The organism is Pseudoalteromonas sp. S16_S37 (assembly GCF_014694405.1).
Lineage (GTDB): Bacteria > Pseudomonadota > Gammaproteobacteria > Enterobacterales > Alteromonadaceae > Pseudoalteromonas.
The window spans coordinates 104,984-124,522 of the sequence record NZ_JAAUWV010000010.1 but is presented as its reverse complement, the minus strand read 5'-3'; the positions used below and the strand labels follow the sequence as shown (position 1 = coordinate 124,522).

Genomic DNA, 19,539 nt, shown 5'->3' with positions numbered 1-19,539 from the left:
CCCAGATCTGAATCCTATTGAAAAGAAGTGGGCACACGCAAAATCAATCAGGCGAAAGTTTCGCTGTTCTATCGAAGAACTGTTTACTAAGCACTTGGACTATCGCAATTTATTTTGATCTAGCTATATCTAACCTCTTTTTTATATCACTTCCTTGCTGTAAAGAACTAAGAAGTTGTGCTTCTAAGTCTTCGTTAGTCGTTCCACCTTCATTTTTTAATGCTAATATAGTTTGCACCAAAGTGAAAAATTCATAAATATCCATTAGTTATCCTTATTTTTTATATTTATCTATTTTATATATACTTTGTGTCTTTGCGATAATAAGTGGATATACCCAATTATTAAAGTAACAGAGGCCTCTCCAACAGTTTAAGTGCATGATATTGATACTTTTTTGTTATGTAATGTTGTGTAACATAGCTCGACTCGAAAGCAATATAACGCATAATCGTCATCTTTTTGGCTTTATGGCGAATAGTCAGCCCAACAACAGAACCAAACAAAGAAAAAGGCTGGTCTCTAGAAGCCCTCGCAGGGTCTTTGAGCATTACGCTAAAAACGTATGATATGTAAGAATCAATTTACTTATTCTCGAAGCATCAAATATAAAACCAATTGGTAAATGCACCTACATTAGTCTTTATCAAATTTATCGTTCTGCCGTTCTTAACCCCCCTTTCGAGGCAATACTATAACAGTAACGCTGATTGCCACTTGCAAACTCTCTGGCGATATCACTAGAGCTAAGCACCCTGTGGTGCAATGCGACTTCACCAATAGCTCCTTGAAATAGACCCGTATGATAAGAGGAACGACTGCCAATACGAAGCGGCATGTCATTCTCTAACGTACCACGATGAGCCCTTGGATCATGGCGACAGGTTTGTTCACCATCGATGAAAAAACTAATTCCATTGCGTTCATCACGATCTACTACTACCCCTACATGATGCCAAAGACCATCAGCAATATTTTTTTGAGCATAATATGTTGTACATGAAGCTCCAGGTTTCTCGCAATACCAACCACCATTGCCATCTGCAAGCTGAAAGCCTAGTCTTCCTTCATCAACAAACAATACGTAGCCCTGCACTGTATCTGAAAAATTTTCATAACGTTTATCAACTATAACACGCTGCCCTAAGGCTTCAGTTCGAACCCACGCTGTAAGCGAAAAATCACCTAATGCAACATCTAAAGCGTCATCATCTGCAATCTCAACGTAATCATCATAGCCGTCTAAGCAAAAAGCTAAGTCGTCTACATTTTTTGTTAAACGAATAACTTCCTGCTTATCCATGAAGACTTGTGCAGTAATATGTGTATTTTTATTATTTACTATAGAATAAACCGCAATACTGGACGCAGCCATAAGTACACAACTTGTTAACACTATCCACGTAAAGCGAGTTACACTTACCGCATTTGGCTTTTTGCTCCATTTTAGCGGTGTATTAATATAGTACCCCTTTCCTCTTTGCGTTGTGATGTAACAATTATTCTCATCCTGACCAAGCGCCAAGCGCAGCATAAAAACACGTTGTTTTACATTATCCTCCCCCGTCACCGTATCTTTCCATACAAGCTCAAGTAATTGCTCGTTTTGCAAAGGCATTGGCGCGTGTTCAAGTAATACTGTAAGTAACCGAAAAGACAATTCTGGCAACTTAATGTCTACTCCAGATTTAAACACGGCACGTTTTTTAAAACAAACATACAGATCTTTAAATCTAACTCCTTGATATTCATCGATTGAAATTCTAATCGCATTCAGTATGTTTTGCTGAAACACTTCCTTCACCTCCAGACGAACTTAAGCTGGGTAAAATAGATTTTTATACCAATTACATTAAATAAGTGATCAGATATTGCGACAGATAAATGGCTTAGAAACAAGGCAAATATTTCGCTATGTAGTTATTCTACATGAGAAATATTTAACGCAGTTAATGAGTCATTTAGCTCGCTAGAATGATCAATGTATTAATAAAATTGGTATTATTAGTGTGCACGTATCGGTCACGCCTCGCAGTGAGTGGCAGATTGTACACGAAAAAATTAACGGATTTATTTTGTTAATCAACAGACCAATAATGGATTAGGGTTGTCATGGTATTTTGCGCGAGGAAAGTTTTAAGCGAGTGGCAGCACTAAAAAGGGATATGGCCTAAGTAGTGATTTACAATGCGCTCATAATGTTTTTCTTCTTTAAACCGTATTAATTCATTATTAAAAGCGTCTCGCAGGGCTGCATTTTTAAAGGCAACGCTGGCGTTAACTGGTGGGATAAATGAATGTTCCTTAAAGCGTTCAACTGAGCGCTCTTTGTTGTTTAAGCGGTAAAAGTAGTAAAAGATATATTTATCTAACACTGCAAAATCAAAGCGCCCTTTACTCAGTAGGTTGGGGATCACAGACATTTGAGCTGACTCTATGTAGTCTGCCTTTTTAGACATAGCTTGAAACTCTTCTCCAAAATAACCAGGAGCACCTTGAAAGGTAATAACGGCATAATTACTCAGGTCACTAATGCTTGTTGGCGACAATTGTGCTTTTTTCAATGAAAACACCATGGGTTTGTAGGTGACTATAGGATCACTAATATAAAAATTCTTGGTGTCTTTAGTTTGAAAAATAGGTGCCATTAAGTCGGCTTCGGCTGTTTTTACCATCACTTCCGCGCGGCCTAAGGGCACAAACAGTAGTTTTACTTCATAGCCCATGCGCTTAAGAACGGCTTTAGTTACATCGAGGTCTATACCGCTGTGCGTCTCGTCATTAATAGTATGAGGTGGACCTTCACTACTTACCAAAACCAAAGGTTGAGCTGCCAATAAAGTCGAACTTAATAGCAAACTGCCAAGTAGGTGTTTGAATATCCAATAAAGCCGCTGTGAATATCCCATAAAATTTTGTGATAAAATGCTTTGTATCGTAAGTTTAGTTATAAAACCTTGAATGTAATAATTCACATCACTATGTTGTTATCGACAATATTGCTGGTCTTTCTAAAGCGCTTAATATTCAAGTTAATAATATGGCGAAGAATGTATCTATACAGCCACTTTTTAATTCCTGTTAAGTTACTAAACCTGCTATAAAAAGAGTCGGGCTCATTAAAGTGGCCAAGAGATTTAATGATACTTTCTTTTTGGATATAAGTGTTGGTACCGTTAAACTCATTATTAGGGCTTTGTAGACAAGGAGTTGCGATACCATAGCCGATAAATGTGCCTTGATGGTTTCTAAAGCGCTGCTGAATTGTACTTAGGTATTTTTTATCAATGATATAGCCTTCTAACTCGAGCCATTGCTCTGCAATAAACACCTCGACCCAACTATGAATAATTTCTTTAGGAGCAAGGTTTAGTATCCAACTTGGCATAACGCCAGACTTGAGGTTATTACTGATCTTAAATCCTTGTAATCGACACGGTATACCCACTGCACGCAGCAAAGCCATCAGCAATGTGCCTTTGGTGTTACATTGTCCGTAACCATCTTGTAATACTTCTGACGCCTTTAAGGTGTCTTTGGCACTGTAGCCGAACAATATTTCATCTTTAACATAATCATAGATAGCTTTTAGGGCTGTGGGCTGATCCATTGTGTGCCAGGCTCGAGATGCTATTAGCGCTTGAATATCAGGGTGATTAAAATCAAGTAAATGTGAGTGTGAAAGGTATTCTTGCATAGTTTTACTCCTCGGATTTTTGAGCAGTATGTCAGAGCATGTAGAGAAAAAATTGAATAAACTGGCTATGAGGTCGGTTTTTTTACACAGGCTATAGCGCTTCGTAAAGTGATACCAAATTGTTTTTTGAAAGTTCGGCTAAGGTGTGCGCTGTCGGCAAAACCTGAGATATATGCCGCTTGCGTCGCAGTTTCGCCGCGGCTGAGCGACTGAATTGCACACATGAGTCGTCGCCACAATAAATAAGGTCGCCATGGTAGCTGCATATTGTCTTTAAAAACATGTAAAAAGCGAGATTCGGATAAACCCAATGATTGTGCAATGTCTTTTGCAAGCCAATGTTCGGGCTTGAGGCAGTCATGATTAAAACACCGATTAAGCTGCTTTAACAAAGCGGCAATGCGCGGGTCTAAATGCGCATCGTACGTTGCTGAGTTGGTGGCATAGGTGAGCTTGACGCGTGCCAGTAAGTCGGTGAGGTTATCTGAATGATTGTCTTGCGCTTTAAGTGGCCAAGTTACTACGTCATGGTGTGCTAACAGTTTACTTGCCTGTAAGCCAAGCGGGCTACTTGGCTCGATAAGGATCACCCAACCTTGTTGCATGGTTAGTTGATGCGGAACATTCGCGTCTAGAAGGCTCATCATGTTGTGAACGGGCGCTTGGTTTGCAACGGCCAAAGTGCTTTGCTGGTCGGGTAAAGTAAGTTGCATGAGCGCATGCTGGTGCATTTGTGTGTCTAGCACCTGAGTGTGAATGGCTAATATACCGGGTTCTAAAAATAGCGTGTTCATGTTTTGACCATAACAAAAAACCGAAGCAGATGCCTCGGTTTTTTAGTAGTTTTTATTGCTTAAGTGATTAAGCAAAAGCATCTTGTAGTGGCGGCACTACTTGCTTTTTACGGCTCAATACGCCGTCAAGCCATACACGGCTTTGTTCAGGTTTAACGCCATAAGCTGCCTCAATCACTCCTTCATCGTCAGAGGCGATCAGCATTTGCGAGCCTTCTTTCATGATGTCAGTAAGTAGCAGTAATACAGAGTGGCGGCCACCTTCTTCTTTCAATTTAGCAATATCAGCTTCAAGGTCGGCTTTGATATCATCAAATACTGATAAATCAATTACTTCTAATTGACCAATACCTACCAGCTTGCCGTTCATGTTGAAATCTTTAAAGTCACGCATGACGAGGTCACGTGCTGGCGTGCCTTCTACAGCTGATTTAACTTTGAACATGTCCATGCCAAGCTCTTTAAAATCTTCAACGCCAGCTATTTCTGCTAATGCTTCAACACACTTGATATCGGCCGTGGTGCACGTTGGTGATTTAAAGATAACTGTATCACTTAAGATTGCACACATCATGATGCCAGCGATGTCTTTTGGGATCTCTACGCCGTAAAAGTCGTACATCATTTTAATGATGGTGTTGCTACAGCCAACAGGACGGATCCAACACTCAAGCGGTGTAGAAGTCGTTAAGTCACCTAACTTATGGTGATCAACAACACCAACAACAGTTGCCTGATCGATATCATCTGGCGCTTGTGTCTTTTCAGTGTGGTCAACAATATAAACTTCTTCACCCGCGTAGCTCAGTTTTAGCTCAGGCGCTTCAAAACCAAAACGCTCAAGAATAAATTGTGTCTCAGGTGATACTTCACCTAAACGAGTAGGGATTGCTGCTTCACCAATTTTGTTTTTTAAATATGCCAGTGCAATTGCACCACAAATCGAATCTGAATCTGGGATCTTGTGACCCACTACATACATTGCCATTTGACGGAACTCCTTAAATTTTGTGCGCTATTTTAGCAAAGAATGTCACTAATAAAATACTAATTGCATGGATTTTAGACATAAGTGGTATATCTTTGAATATTAAAAATGTTTTTGGCAAAATTTAACGCGTATTCTGCTTGGAGAAAATTTCCGTTACACTCATCAAAGATGATTAAGGAGTGTGAAATGGGCTTAACGCGCAAAGCTTGGAACAATGTGGTTATTTTTTCCATGTTGCTAATGATATTTTTTCTCAATGGGATACATCATAAATTAAACCCAGAAGAAGAAGCTGTTGGGCCACAGCGCTTATTGCCTGAGCAGAGTTTTGTATTAACGCTGGCATTTCCTGGTTACAAAATTGAACGTATTGGCACATCGTGGCGTATTGATGGTTCATGGCAAGCCAGTGCCGAACAACTTCAAGCCTTGGTGAATCTGTGGCAAACCTTGGAACTTGAGGTTACAAATACCTCCTTAAGTGCTGATAAAGCGCTGAGTGTTGCACGTTTTTGGCTTGCCGCAGAAGAGCTACCGCTCAGTTATCAACTGTATTATGACAACCAGCAATACTACTTATTTGATAAGCAGCAACAACATTGGTTGTTGCTAAGTGCTGAGCAAGCAAAGCAATTGTTTGAGCCTTTGTCATTAACCAATTCATGAATCAAATTATTTTTATTGAGTAACATATGCCGGAACTACCCGAAGTTGAAGTGAGTCGATTAGGTATTACCCCCCACATTGAGCTGCAAACAGTTAAAAAGGTTTTGATCCATAACGCCAGTTTGCGTTGGCCTGTTCCTGATGAAGTGAAAAGCATTGAAGGGCTAATTATTAATTCGGTGCGCAGACGGGCTAAGTACTTGCTACTCGACACAGATAAGGGCAGTGTGATATTGCATTTGGGCATGTCGGGGCATCTGCGCGTCGTTGAGCAAGGTGAAGCACTCAAAAAACACGACCATATCGAGTTTCACTTTAGTAATGGCAAAGCGTTAAGGCTCAATGATGCTCGCCGTTTTGGGGCATGTTTGTGGCAAGAACCAGAGCAAAGTCATGCACTATTTGCCAAGCTTGGTCCTGAACCTTTAACCGATGAGTTTACGGCAGAGCGCTTGTTTGACTATTCGAGAAATAAAAAAGTACCAGTAAAACAATTTATTATGGATAACCACGTAGTGGTGGGAGTCGGTAACATCTATGCCAACGAGTCGTTGTTTAAAGCGGGTATTCATCCTAAAAGAGAAGCGGGAAAGGTGTCTTTAAAGCGCTATCAAATTTTAACGCCAATCATTAAGCAAACCCTTGCAGCGGCCATCACCCAAGGTGGAACCACATTAAAGGACTTTGCGCAAAGTGATGGAAAACCTGGCTACTTTGCGCAACAATTGCTGGTATATGGCCGTAAAGGCAAACCATGTGTAAGTTGTGAGTCTGAACTCAAAGAAATCAGATTGGGGCAGCGTAGTACCGTTTACTGCCCACAGTGTCAAAAGTAGCCGTTATTGTGCTAATGCGTCATCTGCGACTGAGCAAGATTGCGCTTGTGCATTTTCATTAAAGCACCAAGCGGCCAAAATTTTTGATACTTGCTCAACACGTAACTCAAAACTAGATTTAAGAGCTCTTTCGTGGCGAGTGTGATCGCCATCACCAAACGGACCAAAGCCATCTAATGTTGGTATGCCCATTGAAGCGACCACATTGGCGTCAGATACGCCGCCACGCTGCTCTGTTGGTAGCGTGGCGCCGAGTATTTGGGCAATATCATCAAGCAACAATTGTTGCGCTTTGGTAGGGGTCATCACGCCACGCTGTAGCCCGCCCTTGATGCTAATATCCACACCGGTTATTTCTATCGCAAAGCAAATATTTTCAATCCCTTGCAGCAAGCGATTTTGCTCGTCCAAAGAAGAAAAACGTGCTTCTACAATCATGTGAGCATGAGGAGAAATAGTGTTTGCGCCTATACCCCCTTGAATTTTGCCCACATTTACCGTGCTGCCTCGTTTTAAGTTAGTGAGGGCAGTCATTTCTAACAGCATATTGGCTAAGGCAAAGTTTGCATCAATGCCTTCACTGTAGTGATTACCCGCATGCGCGGCTTTGCCTGTAATTTCAATTTCAAAGGTGGCAATGCCTTTGCGACCTATCACCACTTCATGATTTTCACCTGCAGCTTCAAAAACTAAGCAAGCATCGTAGTTTTTGGCTAACTCTGCGGTTAGGTGTTTACTATCATCGCTACCTGTTTCTTCGTCACTCACCAACAAAAAGTCGATATTATGTAACGGCCCAAATTGTGCGCGTAATTGACGTAACGCATTCAAAGCAACAAAGTTCCCACCTTTCATATCACACACGCCAGGTCCATAAACCCATTGCTCGTCTTGACTGAATTCCGTAAAAGTATCTTTTGGAAAGACGGTATCTAAATGACCTAGTAACAGGATTTTTTGACCCTTTTTGGTCGGGGTATGAAATAGTAAATGGTCGCCAATATGCTCTCTTTGATAGCGAGTGAGTGAAAAGCCGAGCGGTGCTAACAACTCAATCATCTGCTCGCCATGCTGATCTACGCCTAGTTTGTTCTTACTATGTGAATTGCACTCTATCAGTGCAGCTAATTCGTCAAAATTTAATGTTGCCATCACTGTGTTCCTTGGTTGCGTTGGCGCTCATCGTGGCGATATGCGGTTGCAATTAGGTGAAGCTTTTATGAACAAATTTTGTCCGCTCAATTTGGTCAAAAATGTGTCACACAGATCCTTTTACAATAGCAGTGTACGTAATCACACCCCCCTATTTTAGGACCAAGGAGAACACAGTGACAGCACCTCATGTTGGCATTTGGATGTACGAAAACGGTGGCGGAAAAGCCATTGAGCAAAAGTTAGTTCACGCATTAGCTGAACGTGGAATTGAGACCACAACTGGGCTAAACCTTAGAGACGCCAGAGCGCAAGATGGACAAATATATTGCAATGGCATTGTCATGGAGCATCTAGATGCTTTTTTGAGCTATAACGCGGGGCAACAAACCCAATATCAGTTGTATCTATATCAAGCATTGAGTGAATCTATCCCCACACTCAATAACTTCCACGCATTCTCGTTGGCTGAAGATAAATTCCGTACTTCTCATTTGTTAAACAGCCATGGTGTAGTAACAGCTGACTATCGCCTGTGTCATAAAAATGATATCGCAGGTTTAAAAGCTGCGATTAGAGATTTTGGTGGCAAGCTGGTCTATAAGCCTACCGATGGTTGGGGTGGTGTAGGGGTGGTAAAAATTGAAGGTGAGCATGCGCTAGATATGTTGCTGCCATTTTTAAGTCGCACAGACTTGCGTTATTTCTATGTAGAGCGCTTTATCAATTATGACAACACTGACTACAGAATTGATGTGGTTGACGGTAAATGCGTCGGCTGTTACGGCCGTAAAGCGCCAAAAGATGATTGGAAAACAAATATCACGAGCGGTGGGTCGGTTTTTGTTAGGGAGCCCAATGATGAAGTGGTTGAGCTTGCTATCAAAGCGAGCAAGCTACTTGGTTTAGAGATAGCGGGTGTGGATCTGATTTACGACCGTGAACATGAGCGTTTTGTGGTACTAGAAGTGAATACCATTCCTGCCTTTGCAACTCCAGAGCAAGAGCAGTTAGGCATCAACTTTAACCAAACAAAGCTAGATGCCATGGTAGATTTAATTGAAAAAACTGTACAGCAAAAACAAGCACTTCATACATTCAAGGTGGCTTAAAGCAATGACTGCAAAAACCTCTTTACCAAAAATTGGACTTTTATATCTAGATTACGTGTTGCGCTTTTTCGATAAATCGAACTTTAAAGGATGGCCAAACAAAATTGAGCAAGTGACATATCATTGGGGGAATGACAAGGCGCGTTTTATTGAAGAAGTAAAACGCAAAAAAATCGACGTATTGATAGGCAATATTCCTGCAACGGCTTATGAAACATTTAGAGAGATTGCCAGGGCTCTGCCAAACGTGCGCTTTTTGCCATCACTTGATAGTCAATTTTCAAATAAGTCTAAAGAAAATGTGACGCACTTTTGTCGCAAATATAATTTGCCAACACCCCATACTGAAATTTTCTATATTCCTGAAAAAGCAAAGCATTATTTAGCAAATGCACAGTATCCCAAAATAATAAAGCGCTCATATGGACCCTCTAACTATGGTGGCTATTTTGTTCATAAGGTCGATAACTATGAGCAAGCGATTGGTTTGCTATCGCAAAAACGTTATTACCCTGTGTATGTGCAAGATTTTGTGCCGATGGAAGCCGACATTCGGGTCATGCTTATTGGTCACAAACCTGTTTGCGCTTTTTGGCGTCGTCCTCCAGAAGGCGAGTGGTTAACCAATACCAGTCAAGGTGGCAGCATGGACTATCAAGATGTGCCCAAAGGTGTATTGGAATTAGCCACACGTGCATCTAAGGCAGCAAATGCTGAATATTGGGCGTGCGATATCGCATTGGGTAGAGACGGCAAGCTACGTATTTTGGAATGTGCCACGGCGTTCGCCGCATTCCCTTACATACGTGACTGGATCGGACAATATTTGATGTGGTTGCTCAGTGATGGGCGTTTTGCTAAACCACATATTCCACTCTATAACTGGGAAGAGTTAGGCAAGATTGATTCTCGCTTTTTACGCACTATGCGCCATATCGGTTTCTCACGCTACACACCCAGCCAAGACTGTGGAGAGCAATTTTCACAGCTTGATGAGCATAACTATCCCATCTTAGATACAGCCTATCGCCCAGGTGAAGAGTGGCCCAGTGAAGTGTGGAACTTTCAAGATAATCTCAAATTAAAGGGCATTGTGGTGCCAGCAAAGGTTGTGCGTACTGTACCGGGAAGTGACGAAGTAGGCGCGCAGCTAAATAGCTATCAAGATGTGCAGTTTGATGAAGCACAGATCCGAGAGATCTTATCTCAAGTGAAAGGAGTGGGTGCCAAGATGATTGAAGAAATCATGGCGACTTTTGGTGCTCATGGTGTTGTAGAAGCGCTGAATACCAAACCTGAACAACTCTGTGTGGTGAAAAACCTCAAAGACAAAAAGTTAGAAAAAATCGTCAATCACTGGCAGCAAGTTGCAAAGCCGTGCCATTAAATCTGGTTTTATCAATTGTGAGTTTATTGCTACCTCGCAAGTGCTTTTGCTTTAAGTGATAGCGCTTGCGACAAGGTAACTAAATAATCTAGCTGTATGGAAATACTATGAAAATCCAATATGCATCGTATCAAGATACCATTGATTTTTTGCAAAAAAGTATGAGTGAGCATCCTCACTTAATTCGCTTGCAGAGTATAGGTGAAACATGGGAAGGACGCCCTATCATGCTAGTGACAGTGTCGTTAGACGTTACCTATGCAGATGATAAACCCGCTTTGCTGTATACCGGTTCGATTCATGCTAGAGAGTGGATAGGCAATGAATTGGCCATTAAATTTATACAGTATGTAATTGATAACTACAGGTTTAACCCTAAGTTACAAACTGCATTAACCCGTAATACCTTATATATGGTGCCGTGTTTGAACCCTGATGGTTTTGAGTACTCTCGTAATCATTTTTCATTTTGGCGTAAAAATCGCCGTAATAATGGTGACGGTACTTTTGGGGTTGATTTGAATCGCAACTTTGATGCTAAGTTTATGCGTAACCAAAACACCCAATCGAATACCTATGGTGGACCACACGCATTTTCAGAACCTGAAACATCCGCTATTCGCGACTTTGTTGAGAGTCATGAGAATATTCGCATAGCACTTGATTATCACTCCCAAGGGAATGTGTTTTTCCCAGCGCATAAGTTTAATCATGAAGTTGAAATAGAGGGGACTGATCTTAACGTGCTGTGTGCCAATATGAATAACGAGATAAAAAAGGTGACGGGTCGACAGTACGGTATTCACAGAGGCAAGCCTCCTGCTCAGCTGATCCAAGGTAGTGGCCGAGAGTACTATTATCGCAGAGGGATCATTGCGACGGTTGTTGAAGTGGGAACGCGTAATATTCCCGATTACATGAAAAACATGGCACAAAGTGTGGCAGAAAATATTCCCGCTGTTGCCTATGCATTAAGTGAAGCGATAAATTACTCACCTTTAGCTCCATCACGTGTGGCTGAATTTACTATCAAGAATGTAGGCCGTGATACCGTAGAGTTAGAGTGGCGATATCAGGAGCGTGATGATATTTACTTTGAAGTATATCGCAGTGAACACAATAAAAGTCCTTGTACCGAAGAGAATCTCGTTGCTATTACTAAGTCGCAGTCTTTCTTAGATACTCAGCTTAAAAGTGGACATTTTTATTTTTACAATATTCGCGCTGTTGATAAGGTGACAAAAATTAAGTCGCCATTTAGTCCTGAACTGCGCTTAAAAACGATGTTAGCCGATAATGAATGCGGCCGAACATTGTTTCCCGCACGCGAGCAAGTGGGTTATTTATCACAGCATTATCTGAATAAAAATAAAGAGCATTTTGGTTATAACTCGATGTTCATTGGCGTCGACAAGAAACGAGGTATAAGCATTGGGGTTGTTGCCTTTGATTTAAGTACTATTCCTGATGGCTCCCATGTCGCCACCGCTCAGTTATTCTTATACCCAATGAATCGTGTTGCTGCAAAAATTGAAAAATACGGCGAATGGTCGATTTCGATTTTAGATGGGAACTTGGTTGATGATATTTATGATTTTGCGACAATTCATGAAGCAAAACCGCTGCATACGCTAGGTCAGACAATAGAATCGGACAAAATGACCCAAGGTATTTGGCTACGTTGGTCATTTAACGGCGTAGAGCGGAGCTTACTTGAGTCTTTATTGACTCAGCAAACCTTGTTACTGCGCATTCAAGGCCCACAAAGCTTACCTTTGGGTAACGACTCTCAAGTAATGCAGTTTGATATTGGGTATGGCACTTTTGGTGGTGGGCTCCACTATCGCCCTAATTTAGAGCTGATTTATCAACTGCCTGAGCGTTCAGATACTGTGCTGGCCAGTAGTTGTAACACGATTTATAAAGACAAAGTGGTAGCAGATAAACTTGCTTCTGGATTTGATGCAAATGGAGAAATTGTTTATGGTCAATTAGCATTTGAGCTCAATGAATGCCTAGCACCTGATCGCACCGTATTCACGCAAGCTTGTTTAACTTTGTATAATACAAATAGCCTCGCTTCTGCCAAAGATGTGCGTTTTACGGTAGAGCTGGTGGAGCTTAAAGATGTAGATTTTAAACATGTTAAACAGCGGCAAAAAATAGAATACATTGGCTATGAAGTGAGTAACGAGCAGCTAAAAGAGCGTACAGCGCATAACTTTATTTTTGATAGTTACAGTTTAAAAGAGTTAGCCCGATTACATAAAGCTCAGACTCCTTTGTACTTTATTATTCGCGCAACGGCTGAATCACAAGCACGTGATGCACTGGTACATTGGCAAGATTGTAATGATGTGCAACCTGCCAAATTACATGTAGAGTATATTGAAAGGCGAGTTGAAGCATTGCCTGCGCCCATACATTTACAAACACAAGTAGATAATGGCGTAGTAAAATTAACGTGGTTGAACCCAGATAACGCTGATCTTGTCGGTAGTTTTGTGGTTAGAAATCGCTTTCATCCCCCACGTTCTCCCTTTGATGGAGTCAAACTTTACGGCGGACCAGACCAATATACATTTGATAATTTTGGTAATGCGGATATAGAAAAGTACTACGCGGTATTTAGTTACGATCATGTACCTAATTATTCACAACCTGCTGTTGTTCATTACCCCGGAAGAGGTAAGGTGCAAAGTTAAGACAAAACTAAGGCCGCAAAAGCGGCCTTAATAATGTTTGGAGAATTCTGAGCTCTATATTCTAATTTACATAAGTGCATGGCTCTTAGATGTAAAAAAAAATCTTTTTGCTGTTATCAGAATGTATCTTTTTTTTTGTTATTGCAACAGATAAATAGTCTTTTTTTATTCTTTTTCACGACAAACTCACAGCGCTTTAAACAGGGCTCTCCTAGGAAAAAGCGTAAAAGGTAGACATCTCCTAGTTGACCAATAGGCTATATGTAAAATTTTGCGCTTGTTTGGACGAAGTAACTAACAGCGTATAGTCAACAGCACCTATTGTGAGTTGATGAGGTTGCGCAACGTTTATGAGGTGAGTTTGACCATTGAACGAAGCTTGCCAGGAATCTGAATTTTGTTCTTTTTTTAGCACAATGAGCGAGCGCCCAGAGTTATTAGGAATAAATAGCTCAGCGTTAGGGCTTAGTCCCCAGATTGCCTTTAATTGATCATTCACATGCAGTTTAGTGTAATAACTGGGACCAAATGGCGTTAAAACTGTTTGTTGTGTTACTTTGCACCCTGTGCAGGTTAGTTCTTTGGCGTTGTTTTGTTCAACAATCATTCCCTGGTAAGTGAGTCCTTGCTTTGTCATCGCCCAGGTATCTTGGCTAGTAGCAGCTAGGTGATTACACCCAGCGACTACTAGTGTAGCAGCTAGCAAAATGCTAGTTTTTTTCATAATTTGCCACTTGTTTTATTAACTTAAGAAGATATGTTGGCGGCATTTGCTCTTTTTGTATAGCTTGCTTATCAGAATGCATAATCGAACGTGACACTTTAGTCGTGTTAGACGTGCGATTTTGACTAAGACCACTATTTGCACCGCTCCAATATGTGGCAAAATTAAGTACTAAGTTAGACCATTCATCAAAGTCAGTTAATACACCGACAGTGTCTTGATCGCCGTTGATATCAAAGTTTGTAAGAATATCGGATTGACTGCCGTTACAGTCAAAATCAACACTGCTAGAACCTGCATTGTGAAGACCTTTACTTTCATCAATGAGTGCTTCATTAATGGTAGTATTGGTGCCATGAGAGTAACTAATGGTAAAGTTCTCTATTGAGCCAAATGGACCATTTATAATTTCTGAGCCCTCCGGGAAACAGTTAGCATTGTCTCGATAAAACATTCTGAAGTATCTATCGCCTTCGTTATTGCCGATTGTCGGTAAGCCATCGAGTTGATACATGTAGTTCATGACGCTGACATGATTTGGTTTAAAGTTTGCGTTGTCGTTGCCGCCGTGGAGCAAGCCAAGGTTATGACCTAGCTCGTGCATGATGGTACCCGCTTGCAAGTTATAAGTTAAATTTTCCATCGCTGGTGTGGTGGTAGTTAAACCCCAGCCGCCCATTGAGATAATTAGATCGTTGCCGTAAAGCTCTGCAACGCCTGAAGAACCTGGGCTGCCATCGGGTTGTTGGCTGTTGGCCATCAGCAGATAGTGAAAGATTGGACGACGACGTAAATCAAAGTGCTTTGCCTTGTACTCTAAAATACTAGGTGCACCCTTTTGTGTCGCAAATGAGGTGCTTGGGGCAAATGCTACTTCATTACCACCACCGAGGTCGTGAAGCTCTGTTGAGGTGCCCTCATCAGGGTGAAAAAGTGAACCTGTGTCAAAATGTACTGCAATACCTTGCTGAGCAAATGCTTCTTTGACTTTATCTAATGATGCTTTATGCGGTCTCACTCCAGCGTCTTCGCTTTGCATATAGTCTACTTCAATAAAAATATCGCGTTGCTCGACTCTGGCACCCCAGTCATACAGTGGCAAGCCAGCAAAAGTAGAGTTTGGTTGCTCAGCACAATCAGGGATCCCATCTAAATCCTTATCATCACTACAGTTAACATCATTTGGGCCTGCGGGAGTCATAAAGGTTGCAACTTGCCAATCAGCTGCCGAATTTGTGTCGTTGAGTAATTGTGAACGCACTAAACTTTGCCCTAATGCAATAGATGGCGATGTGATGGATGTTGTGTCGTTCCATTGCTCAGCCGAGCTAGGCTCTTTGGTTGACTTTCCGAAGCGTACAAAATCTATGGTAGTGTCATTGCTTTTAAGCTCAACAAAGCCTGAGCTATCCCAAGCGGGTGCATATTCACCATCGCCAATCAGTATCAGTTGAGCTGAATTGGTTGTGCCGTTTTGCCAGATTTGTGGACCTGCTTGGCTTTGCACTACGATAAACTCACCAGAGGCGAGAGTATGAGAGGGGAGCGGGAAAGTACGTTCCCCTTGTTCAGAGTAATCATCTAATTTTAAGCTGTTAGCAACAATACTGTAATGCCCTAAATCCACATCATTGGCGGTGCCGTTAAATATTTCTATCCAGCGGTTATCTTCTGGATATTGTGATGCCGATATTTCACTTATGAGTAATCCATCCGACCCGGTTTTGAAAAGAATAACTTGCTGTTGTGCTAATGCGGTGCCATGAAAATTGGTTACTTGATCAGTGATTTTTAACTGATAGGTGGCTTCGTTATCCAAAACGTTAGATGGTTTTATGGTAACGATAAACTGTTCGTCTTGTTGCAAGCCAGAAATGTCATATGGCAAACAACTGCTATAGTCATTAGCACTTAGTTGAATTGGACCGCTGCATTGTGGACCTGATTGAGCTGTAAGCCAGGCGGCATCCATATTATCTGAAAATACTAATTCAATAGACTCGTCTACTTTGAATAGAGGGCTTTGATGTTTTGGGGTGCTTTCAAGCAGCAGCGGGGCACTGGTATCCACAATTTTAAGCGTAATCACCGCTGTATCAGATAGCTGCCCATCATTGACCTCTAGGGTTATTACTTGCTCTGCGATTGCATTCTTACCTGGAGTATAGCGATAAGTCTGTTGGTCTTCATTCACCAATTGCAACTCCCCAATCTCAGGATCTTGCAACGAGAAAGCGAGTAAATCGTTATCTGGGTCTTGTGCTACGAGGCTAAATTCGACACTTTCATTGAATTGCACCGAGATCGTTTGCGGGGTGGCTTGTGGGGTTCGGTTGACCTGTTTTATGATGCTAGTGAGTATTAACTCGCTACTAGCGCCGTCATCGTCAGTCGCTTGAATAGTAAATTCTATTTCTGTGTCATTCGCTACTTCTGGTGTAATAAAGCTAATCTGGTTTTCGGTTATTTGAAGGTCAATCACCTCTGGTCCATCAGTTTGAAGTACGCTTCTTGCCTTAATACGGCCATCCCTATCAATAATGTGCAGTTGGCCTGTTACTTGGCTACGCTCGTCAATACTTTTCGCAAGATCAGCACCGATGTAAGGTTCAACATTTTTATCTTTATTGTCAAAAAGGTCACAACCACTTAGGTGGGTTAGTGCCAAACTCAATACGGATAATTTAAGCAGTTTGTTTTTCATAGGTTCTGTTTTATGGTTGTTATTATAGGAACACTATAGCTGAGACAATTTTTCGATGTCTACAAATAACACTTTGTTTTATTGGGAATATGTAAACAAATGTATAAAAGATGTGGAATATATTGTGTGTGAATGTGCAAGAAGACAGCACATTCACTTTACTATTTTTTGGCTAGAGCTCAAATGGTGAAACACCTACAGCTTGCATGGTATAACCAGTTTGCGCCAACTCCCCTTGCCAAGTTTCAACTTTAATGACACCAGTTACTGTGATGGCATCATATAAACTCTCGATGGGTACGCCCCCTTTGATTTTTACGTGAACGATTTGATTGGGAGGTGGTGGCGGAACGTGAATACACGCGCCAAAATATGGCACCAATAAAAATTCGCTTATTAGCTGGTTATCACCTTCAAGTGGTACAACAAAACCCGGTAAGCTCACTGATTGGCCGTCTAAGCTTTTTACAACCGGCGCATCTAAGTTTGGCTGCACCCAATTTTGGTCAGTGCCTTCGTGGCTGGCTGCATCTTGATTCGTTATTTGTACATGGCCTTTTGGGATGAGGTCTTCCCAAAAAATCTCTTTAGGCGGAGTAGCTTGTACTGCCAAGCTGAGCAAACCCATTAAAAGTAGGGAAATAAATCGCATATAAATACTCTCTTAAATTTTGATACTCATACCATCGGCCAATGAATAAAAATAGGCTCGAGCAGCAGGAATAAGACCCATCACGGTGCCAGCAATCATGATAACGCTTAACAAGGTCAGTTCATAGGAAGATAAAATGTTAATATTTAAGCTGATCCCAAATTGACTTTGTAACAGCGGTTCAATAGCAAACAGTGCGGTATAAAAGCCAAGTATGCCAAATATGCAGCCTGTTAGAGTAATTAGGATTGCTTCAAAACTCATTAGGCTGAAAATATGCCACGGCCTAGCGCCGACCGAGCGTAAAATTGCCAGCTCTCTGCGACGCTGATTCAGGGTAGCTAATAGTGTTGTTAGCATACCTAAAAGACTGATGACGACGACTACCATAGAAAAAAGCAGCAGAATTTTCTCAACAATGTCTAGCATTTCCCAAAGTTCTTTTAATGTCACAGTGGGCATGATTGCCAATAAAGGTTCCGCTTTATACTGATTGATATTACGGCGTACTTGTAACGTGTATAAAGGCGAATCAAAGCCCATAAGAAAAGCGGTTATTTGCTTAGGAGTACCAATTAAGTCGCCTAGTTTGCTTTCTAATGATGCATGGGCATGGTTGTGATCATGTTCAAGGGGAGGCTGCCTTTTCGCTTCACTTCCTTTTTGTTTTATAGCGCGTGGCACATTTGCATTAGCATGTATGGTCTCAATGGCAATTAACGGCACATGCACGGTTTTATCTACGGGCGTTCCCGTTGGCGCTAAAATGCCGACAATGGTCATCGGGTTATCATCATGATGATGAAAGCTGGTGTTACCCATACCATGTGAAATCACAATTTGTTGACCTAGGTGATAGTGTAATTTTTTGGCAACCTCGCTACCGAGCACAACCTCTTGAGCATTATGAAACGCTCGACCGGAGCTAAATTTTAACGACTGCTTTTTGCCAAAGCGAAAGTGGGTGAAGTAATTTTCATCAGTGCCTAATACGGCATGACCTTTATGACTGTCGCCCAAGCTAATGGGTATTGTCCAAGCAACACCACGCTGTTGTTTTATGTCTTGATAGCTTTGCCAACTAACAGCATTATTGCTGTGGCCGATACGAAAAACGCTTGCCAGCAACAACTGAATGTCTCCCGTGCGTGCGCCAACAATTAAGTCTGTGCTTGAAATAGTATTGCTGAAACTACTTTTAGCATCTACCCGTACCCGCTCGATGCTCAGCAATAGCATGACACTGATAGCGATGGTGAAAAGGGTGAGTAATACACTTGCACGGCGATTATAGCAGCTCTTTAAAGCCAATTTTAACAGGGTCATTGGCTTGCTCCATTAATGCTAGGTAAACTAATCTCTCGATCAAACAACTTCGCTAAGCTCTTATCATGACTTACAAAAATAATAGTTGCTTGATACTTTTTGGCTTGCGAGAAGAGCGTAGTAATAAAGGCTTCCCGGGTATCCGCGTCAAGTGCTGAAGTTGGCTCATCTGCAATAATAATTTCAGGACGACCGATAAAAGCTCTTGCTGCTGCTACACGCTGCTGTTGACCAATGCTAAGAGTGGATACATTGCAATGTAATTGATGCGCTTCAATGCCAAGTGCGCTGAGTAAACTGATTGCTTGGCTTGCGACACTTTTACCATCTTGTTGCGCTTTTTTAGAGCGAGCAGGTGAAAATTCACATCCGAGAATGACATTTTCAAGCGGACTTAAATAGGGCAATAAATTAAAATTTTGAAAAATAGTTCCTATGTGATCGGCTCTAAATCGGTCTTTTTTGGCATGAGACAGCTTGGCAAGAGATTGCCCAAGTATAACAATATCGCCTTGCTGTACAGGGTTTATACCCGCAAGTAATCCCAGCAAGGTGGACTTACCGCTGCCACTTGGCCCATGCAAAAACACTCGCTCACCTTGGTTTATTTGCAAGTGCTTTATCGCCAAAGTGGGCGTAGCCCTTTTTTGCCACGAGTAGAGCAAATCGTTAATTTCAATCATTTGTACGCTACCAATGCTATTGAGTTGAAGATGGTATATCAGATTAACGCTTGGCTAAACCTTGTGTCGGTAAAACTTAAACTTTGTGCGGCAAACCACGTTGCGGATTG

General features: G+C 41.5%; 17 protein-coding genes. 5 read left to right on the top strand and 12 right to left on the bottom strand.

What is annotated here, in order from left to right; all coding sequences use genetic code 11:
* Nucleotides 1-109: 109 nt before the first annotated feature.
* The 6 genes from HC733_RS07445 to HC733_RS07420 form a co-directional block, all read right to left on the bottom strand.
* On the bottom strand, nt 110-265 hold the full coding sequence (locus tag HC733_RS07445) for a hypothetical protein (RefSeq protein ID WP_190364420.1): 156 nt from the start codon (nt 263-265) through the stop codon (nt 110-112).
* Between the two features lie 387 nt (nt 266-652).
* Nucleotides 653-1,795 carry a LamG-like jellyroll fold domain-containing protein gene (locus tag HC733_RS07440; RefSeq protein WP_190364419.1) on the bottom strand — a complete coding sequence of 381 codons (1,143 nt, stop codon included), beginning with the start codon at nt 1,793-1,795 and terminating at the stop codon, nt 653-655.
* A 358-nt stretch (nt 1,796-2,153) separates the two neighbouring features.
* Nucleotides 2,154-2,909, bottom strand: a complete 756-nt coding sequence (locus tag HC733_RS07435) for a substrate-binding periplasmic protein (protein ID WP_190364418.1) — start codon at nt 2,907-2,909, stop codon at nt 2,154-2,156.
* 62 nt (nt 2,910-2,971) lie between these two features.
* Nucleotides 2,972-3,697 (bottom strand): transglutaminase-like domain-containing protein, encoded by a 726-nt coding sequence (locus HC733_RS07430; protein WP_190364417.1) that lies wholly within the window; start codon nt 3,695-3,697, stop codon nt 2,972-2,974.
* A 65-nt stretch (nt 3,698-3,762) separates the two neighbouring features.
* On the bottom strand, nt 3,763-4,491 hold the full coding sequence (locus tag HC733_RS07425) for a helix-turn-helix domain-containing protein (protein ID WP_190364416.1): 729 nt from the start codon (nt 4,489-4,491) through the stop codon (nt 3,763-3,765).
* Between the two features lie 67 nt (nt 4,492-4,558).
* Complete coding sequence (locus tag HC733_RS07420; RefSeq protein WP_190364415.1) at nt 4,559-5,479, bottom strand: manganese-dependent inorganic pyrophosphatase; 921 nt, start codon at nt 5,477-5,479, stop codon at nt 4,559-4,561.
* A 189-nt stretch (nt 5,480-5,668) separates the two neighbouring features.
* Here HC733_RS07420 and HC733_RS07415 point away from each other — a divergent pair, with 189 nt between their 5' ends.
* A complete protein-coding gene (locus HC733_RS07415; RefSeq protein ID WP_190364414.1) occupies nt 5,669-6,148 on the top strand; it encodes a hypothetical protein in 480 nt (159 codons plus the stop codon).
* A 26-nt stretch (nt 6,149-6,174) separates the two neighbouring features.
* Nucleotides 6,175-6,984, top strand: coding sequence for a bifunctional DNA-formamidopyrimidine glycosylase/DNA-(apurinic or apyrimidinic site) lyase (mutM, locus tag HC733_RS07410; RefSeq protein ID WP_190364413.1), 810 nt, complete (start codon nt 6,175-6,177; stop codon nt 6,982-6,984).
* Between the two features lie 3 nt (nt 6,985-6,987).
* Here mutM and HC733_RS07405 read toward each other — a convergent pair whose 3' ends face one another.
* A complete protein-coding gene (locus HC733_RS07405; RefSeq protein ID WP_190364412.1) occupies nt 6,988-8,136 on the bottom strand; it encodes a M20 family metallopeptidase in 1,149 nt (382 codons plus the stop codon).
* Nucleotides 8,137-8,312: 176 nt separating this feature from the next.
* Between HC733_RS07405 and HC733_RS07400 the strand changes: the two genes are divergently transcribed.
* The 3 genes from HC733_RS07400 to HC733_RS07390 all read left to right on the top strand — a co-directional run bounded on the left by HC733_RS07400 (nt 8,313) and on the right by HC733_RS07390 (nt 13,340).
* Nucleotides 8,313-9,248: an ATP-grasp domain-containing protein gene (locus tag HC733_RS07400; RefSeq protein ID WP_342365997.1), complete on the top strand. Its 936-nt coding sequence runs from the start codon at nt 8,313-8,315 to the stop codon at nt 9,246-9,248.
* Nucleotides 9,249-9,252: 4 nt separating this feature from the next.
* The gene (locus tag HC733_RS07395) at nt 9,253-10,635 is read left to right on the top strand and encodes an ATP-grasp domain-containing protein (protein WP_190364411.1); all 1,383 of its coding nucleotides are present in this window, start codon (nt 9,253-9,255) and stop codon (nt 10,633-10,635) included.
* A gap of 107 nt (nt 10,636-10,742) precedes the next feature.
* Nucleotides 10,743-13,340 (top strand): M14 family zinc carboxypeptidase, encoded by a 2,598-nt coding sequence (locus HC733_RS07390; protein ID WP_190364410.1) that lies wholly within the window; start codon nt 10,743-10,745, stop codon nt 13,338-13,340.
* A 241-nt stretch (nt 13,341-13,581) separates the two neighbouring features.
* On the opposite strand, the gene HC733_RS07385 is transcribed toward HC733_RS07390, so the two are convergent.
* The 5 genes from HC733_RS07385 to HC733_RS07365 form a co-directional block, all read right to left on the bottom strand.
* Nucleotides 13,582-14,064, bottom strand: coding sequence for a hypothetical protein (locus HC733_RS07385; RefSeq protein ID WP_190364409.1), 483 nt, complete (start codon nt 14,062-14,064; stop codon nt 13,582-13,584).
* Nucleotides 14,051-16,768: an Ig-like domain-containing protein gene (locus HC733_RS07380; RefSeq protein ID WP_190364408.1), complete on the bottom strand. Its 2,718-nt coding sequence runs from the start codon at nt 16,766-16,768 to the stop codon at nt 14,051-14,053. Before HC733_RS07380 ends, HC733_RS07385 begins: the two co-directional genes overlap by 14 nt.
* A gap of 172 nt (nt 16,769-16,940) precedes the next feature.
* Entirely contained in the window at nt 16,941-17,420 is a 480-nt protein-coding gene (locus HC733_RS07375) for a DUF3299 domain-containing protein (RefSeq protein ID WP_190364407.1), read from the bottom strand.
* A 12-nt stretch (nt 17,421-17,432) separates the two neighbouring features.
* Nucleotides 17,433-18,746 carry an ABC transporter permease gene (locus tag HC733_RS07370; protein ID WP_190364406.1) on the bottom strand — a complete coding sequence of 438 codons (1,314 nt, stop codon included), beginning with the start codon at nt 18,744-18,746 and terminating at the stop codon, nt 17,433-17,435.
* Nucleotides 18,743-19,429 (bottom strand): ABC transporter ATP-binding protein, encoded by a 687-nt coding sequence (locus tag HC733_RS07365; RefSeq protein ID WP_190364405.1) that lies wholly within the window; start codon nt 19,427-19,429, stop codon nt 18,743-18,745. The genes HC733_RS07370 and HC733_RS07365 overlap by 4 nt, the downstream gene beginning before the upstream one ends.
* Nucleotides 19,430-19,539 lie beyond the last annotated feature (110 nt).

What these genes read in the sequence shown, in the direction of transcription:
- HC733_RS07365 (WP_190364405.1), bottom strand. Translation starts at nt 19,429, where the DNA reads ATGATTGAAATTAACGATTTGCTCTACTCGTGGCAAAAAAGGGCTACG.
- HC733_RS07395 (WP_190364411.1), top strand. Translation starts at nt 9,253, where the DNA reads ATGACTGCAAAAACCTCTTTACCAAAAATTGGACTTTTATATCTAGAT.
- HC733_RS07430 (WP_190364417.1), bottom strand. Translation starts at nt 3,697, where the DNA reads ATGCAAGAATACCTTTCACACTCACATTTACTTGATTTTAATCACCCT.
- HC733_RS07390 (WP_190364410.1), top strand. Translation starts at nt 10,743, where the DNA reads ATGAAAATCCAATATGCATCGTATCAAGATACCATTGATTTTTTGCAA.
- mutM (WP_190364413.1), top strand. Translation starts at nt 6,175, where the DNA reads ATGCCGGAACTACCCGAAGTTGAAGTGAGTCGATTAGGTATTACCCCC.
- HC733_RS07370 (WP_190364406.1), bottom strand. Translation starts at nt 18,746, where the DNA reads ATGACCCTGTTAAAATTGGCTTTAAAGAGCTGCTATAATCGCCGTGCA.
- HC733_RS07405 (WP_190364412.1), bottom strand. Translation starts at nt 8,136, where the DNA reads ATGGCAACATTAAATTTTGACGAATTAGCTGCACTGATAGAGTGCAAT.
- HC733_RS07420 (WP_190364415.1), bottom strand. Translation starts at nt 5,479, where the DNA reads ATGGCAATGTATGTAGTGGGTCACAAGATCCCAGATTCAGATTCGATT.
- HC733_RS07415 (WP_190364414.1), top strand. Translation starts at nt 5,669, where the DNA reads ATGGGCTTAACGCGCAAAGCTTGGAACAATGTGGTTATTTTTTCCATG.
- HC733_RS07435 (WP_190364418.1), bottom strand. Translation starts at nt 2,909, where the DNA reads ATGGGATATTCACAGCGGCTTTATTGGATATTCAAACACCTACTTGGC.
- HC733_RS07375 (WP_190364407.1), bottom strand. Translation starts at nt 17,420, where the DNA reads ATGCGATTTATTTCCCTACTTTTAATGGGTTTGCTCAGCTTGGCAGTA.
- HC733_RS07445 (WP_190364420.1), bottom strand. Translation starts at nt 265, where the DNA reads ATGGATATTTATGAATTTTTCACTTTGGTGCAAACTATATTAGCATTA.
- HC733_RS07380 (WP_190364408.1), bottom strand. Translation starts at nt 16,768, where the DNA reads ATGAAAAACAAACTGCTTAAATTATCCGTATTGAGTTTGGCACTAACC.
- HC733_RS07425 (WP_190364416.1), bottom strand. Translation starts at nt 4,491, where the DNA reads ATGAACACGCTATTTTTAGAACCCGGTATATTAGCCATTCACACTCAG.
- HC733_RS07385 (WP_190364409.1), bottom strand. Translation starts at nt 14,064, where the DNA reads ATGAAAAAAACTAGCATTTTGCTAGCTGCTACACTAGTAGTCGCTGGG.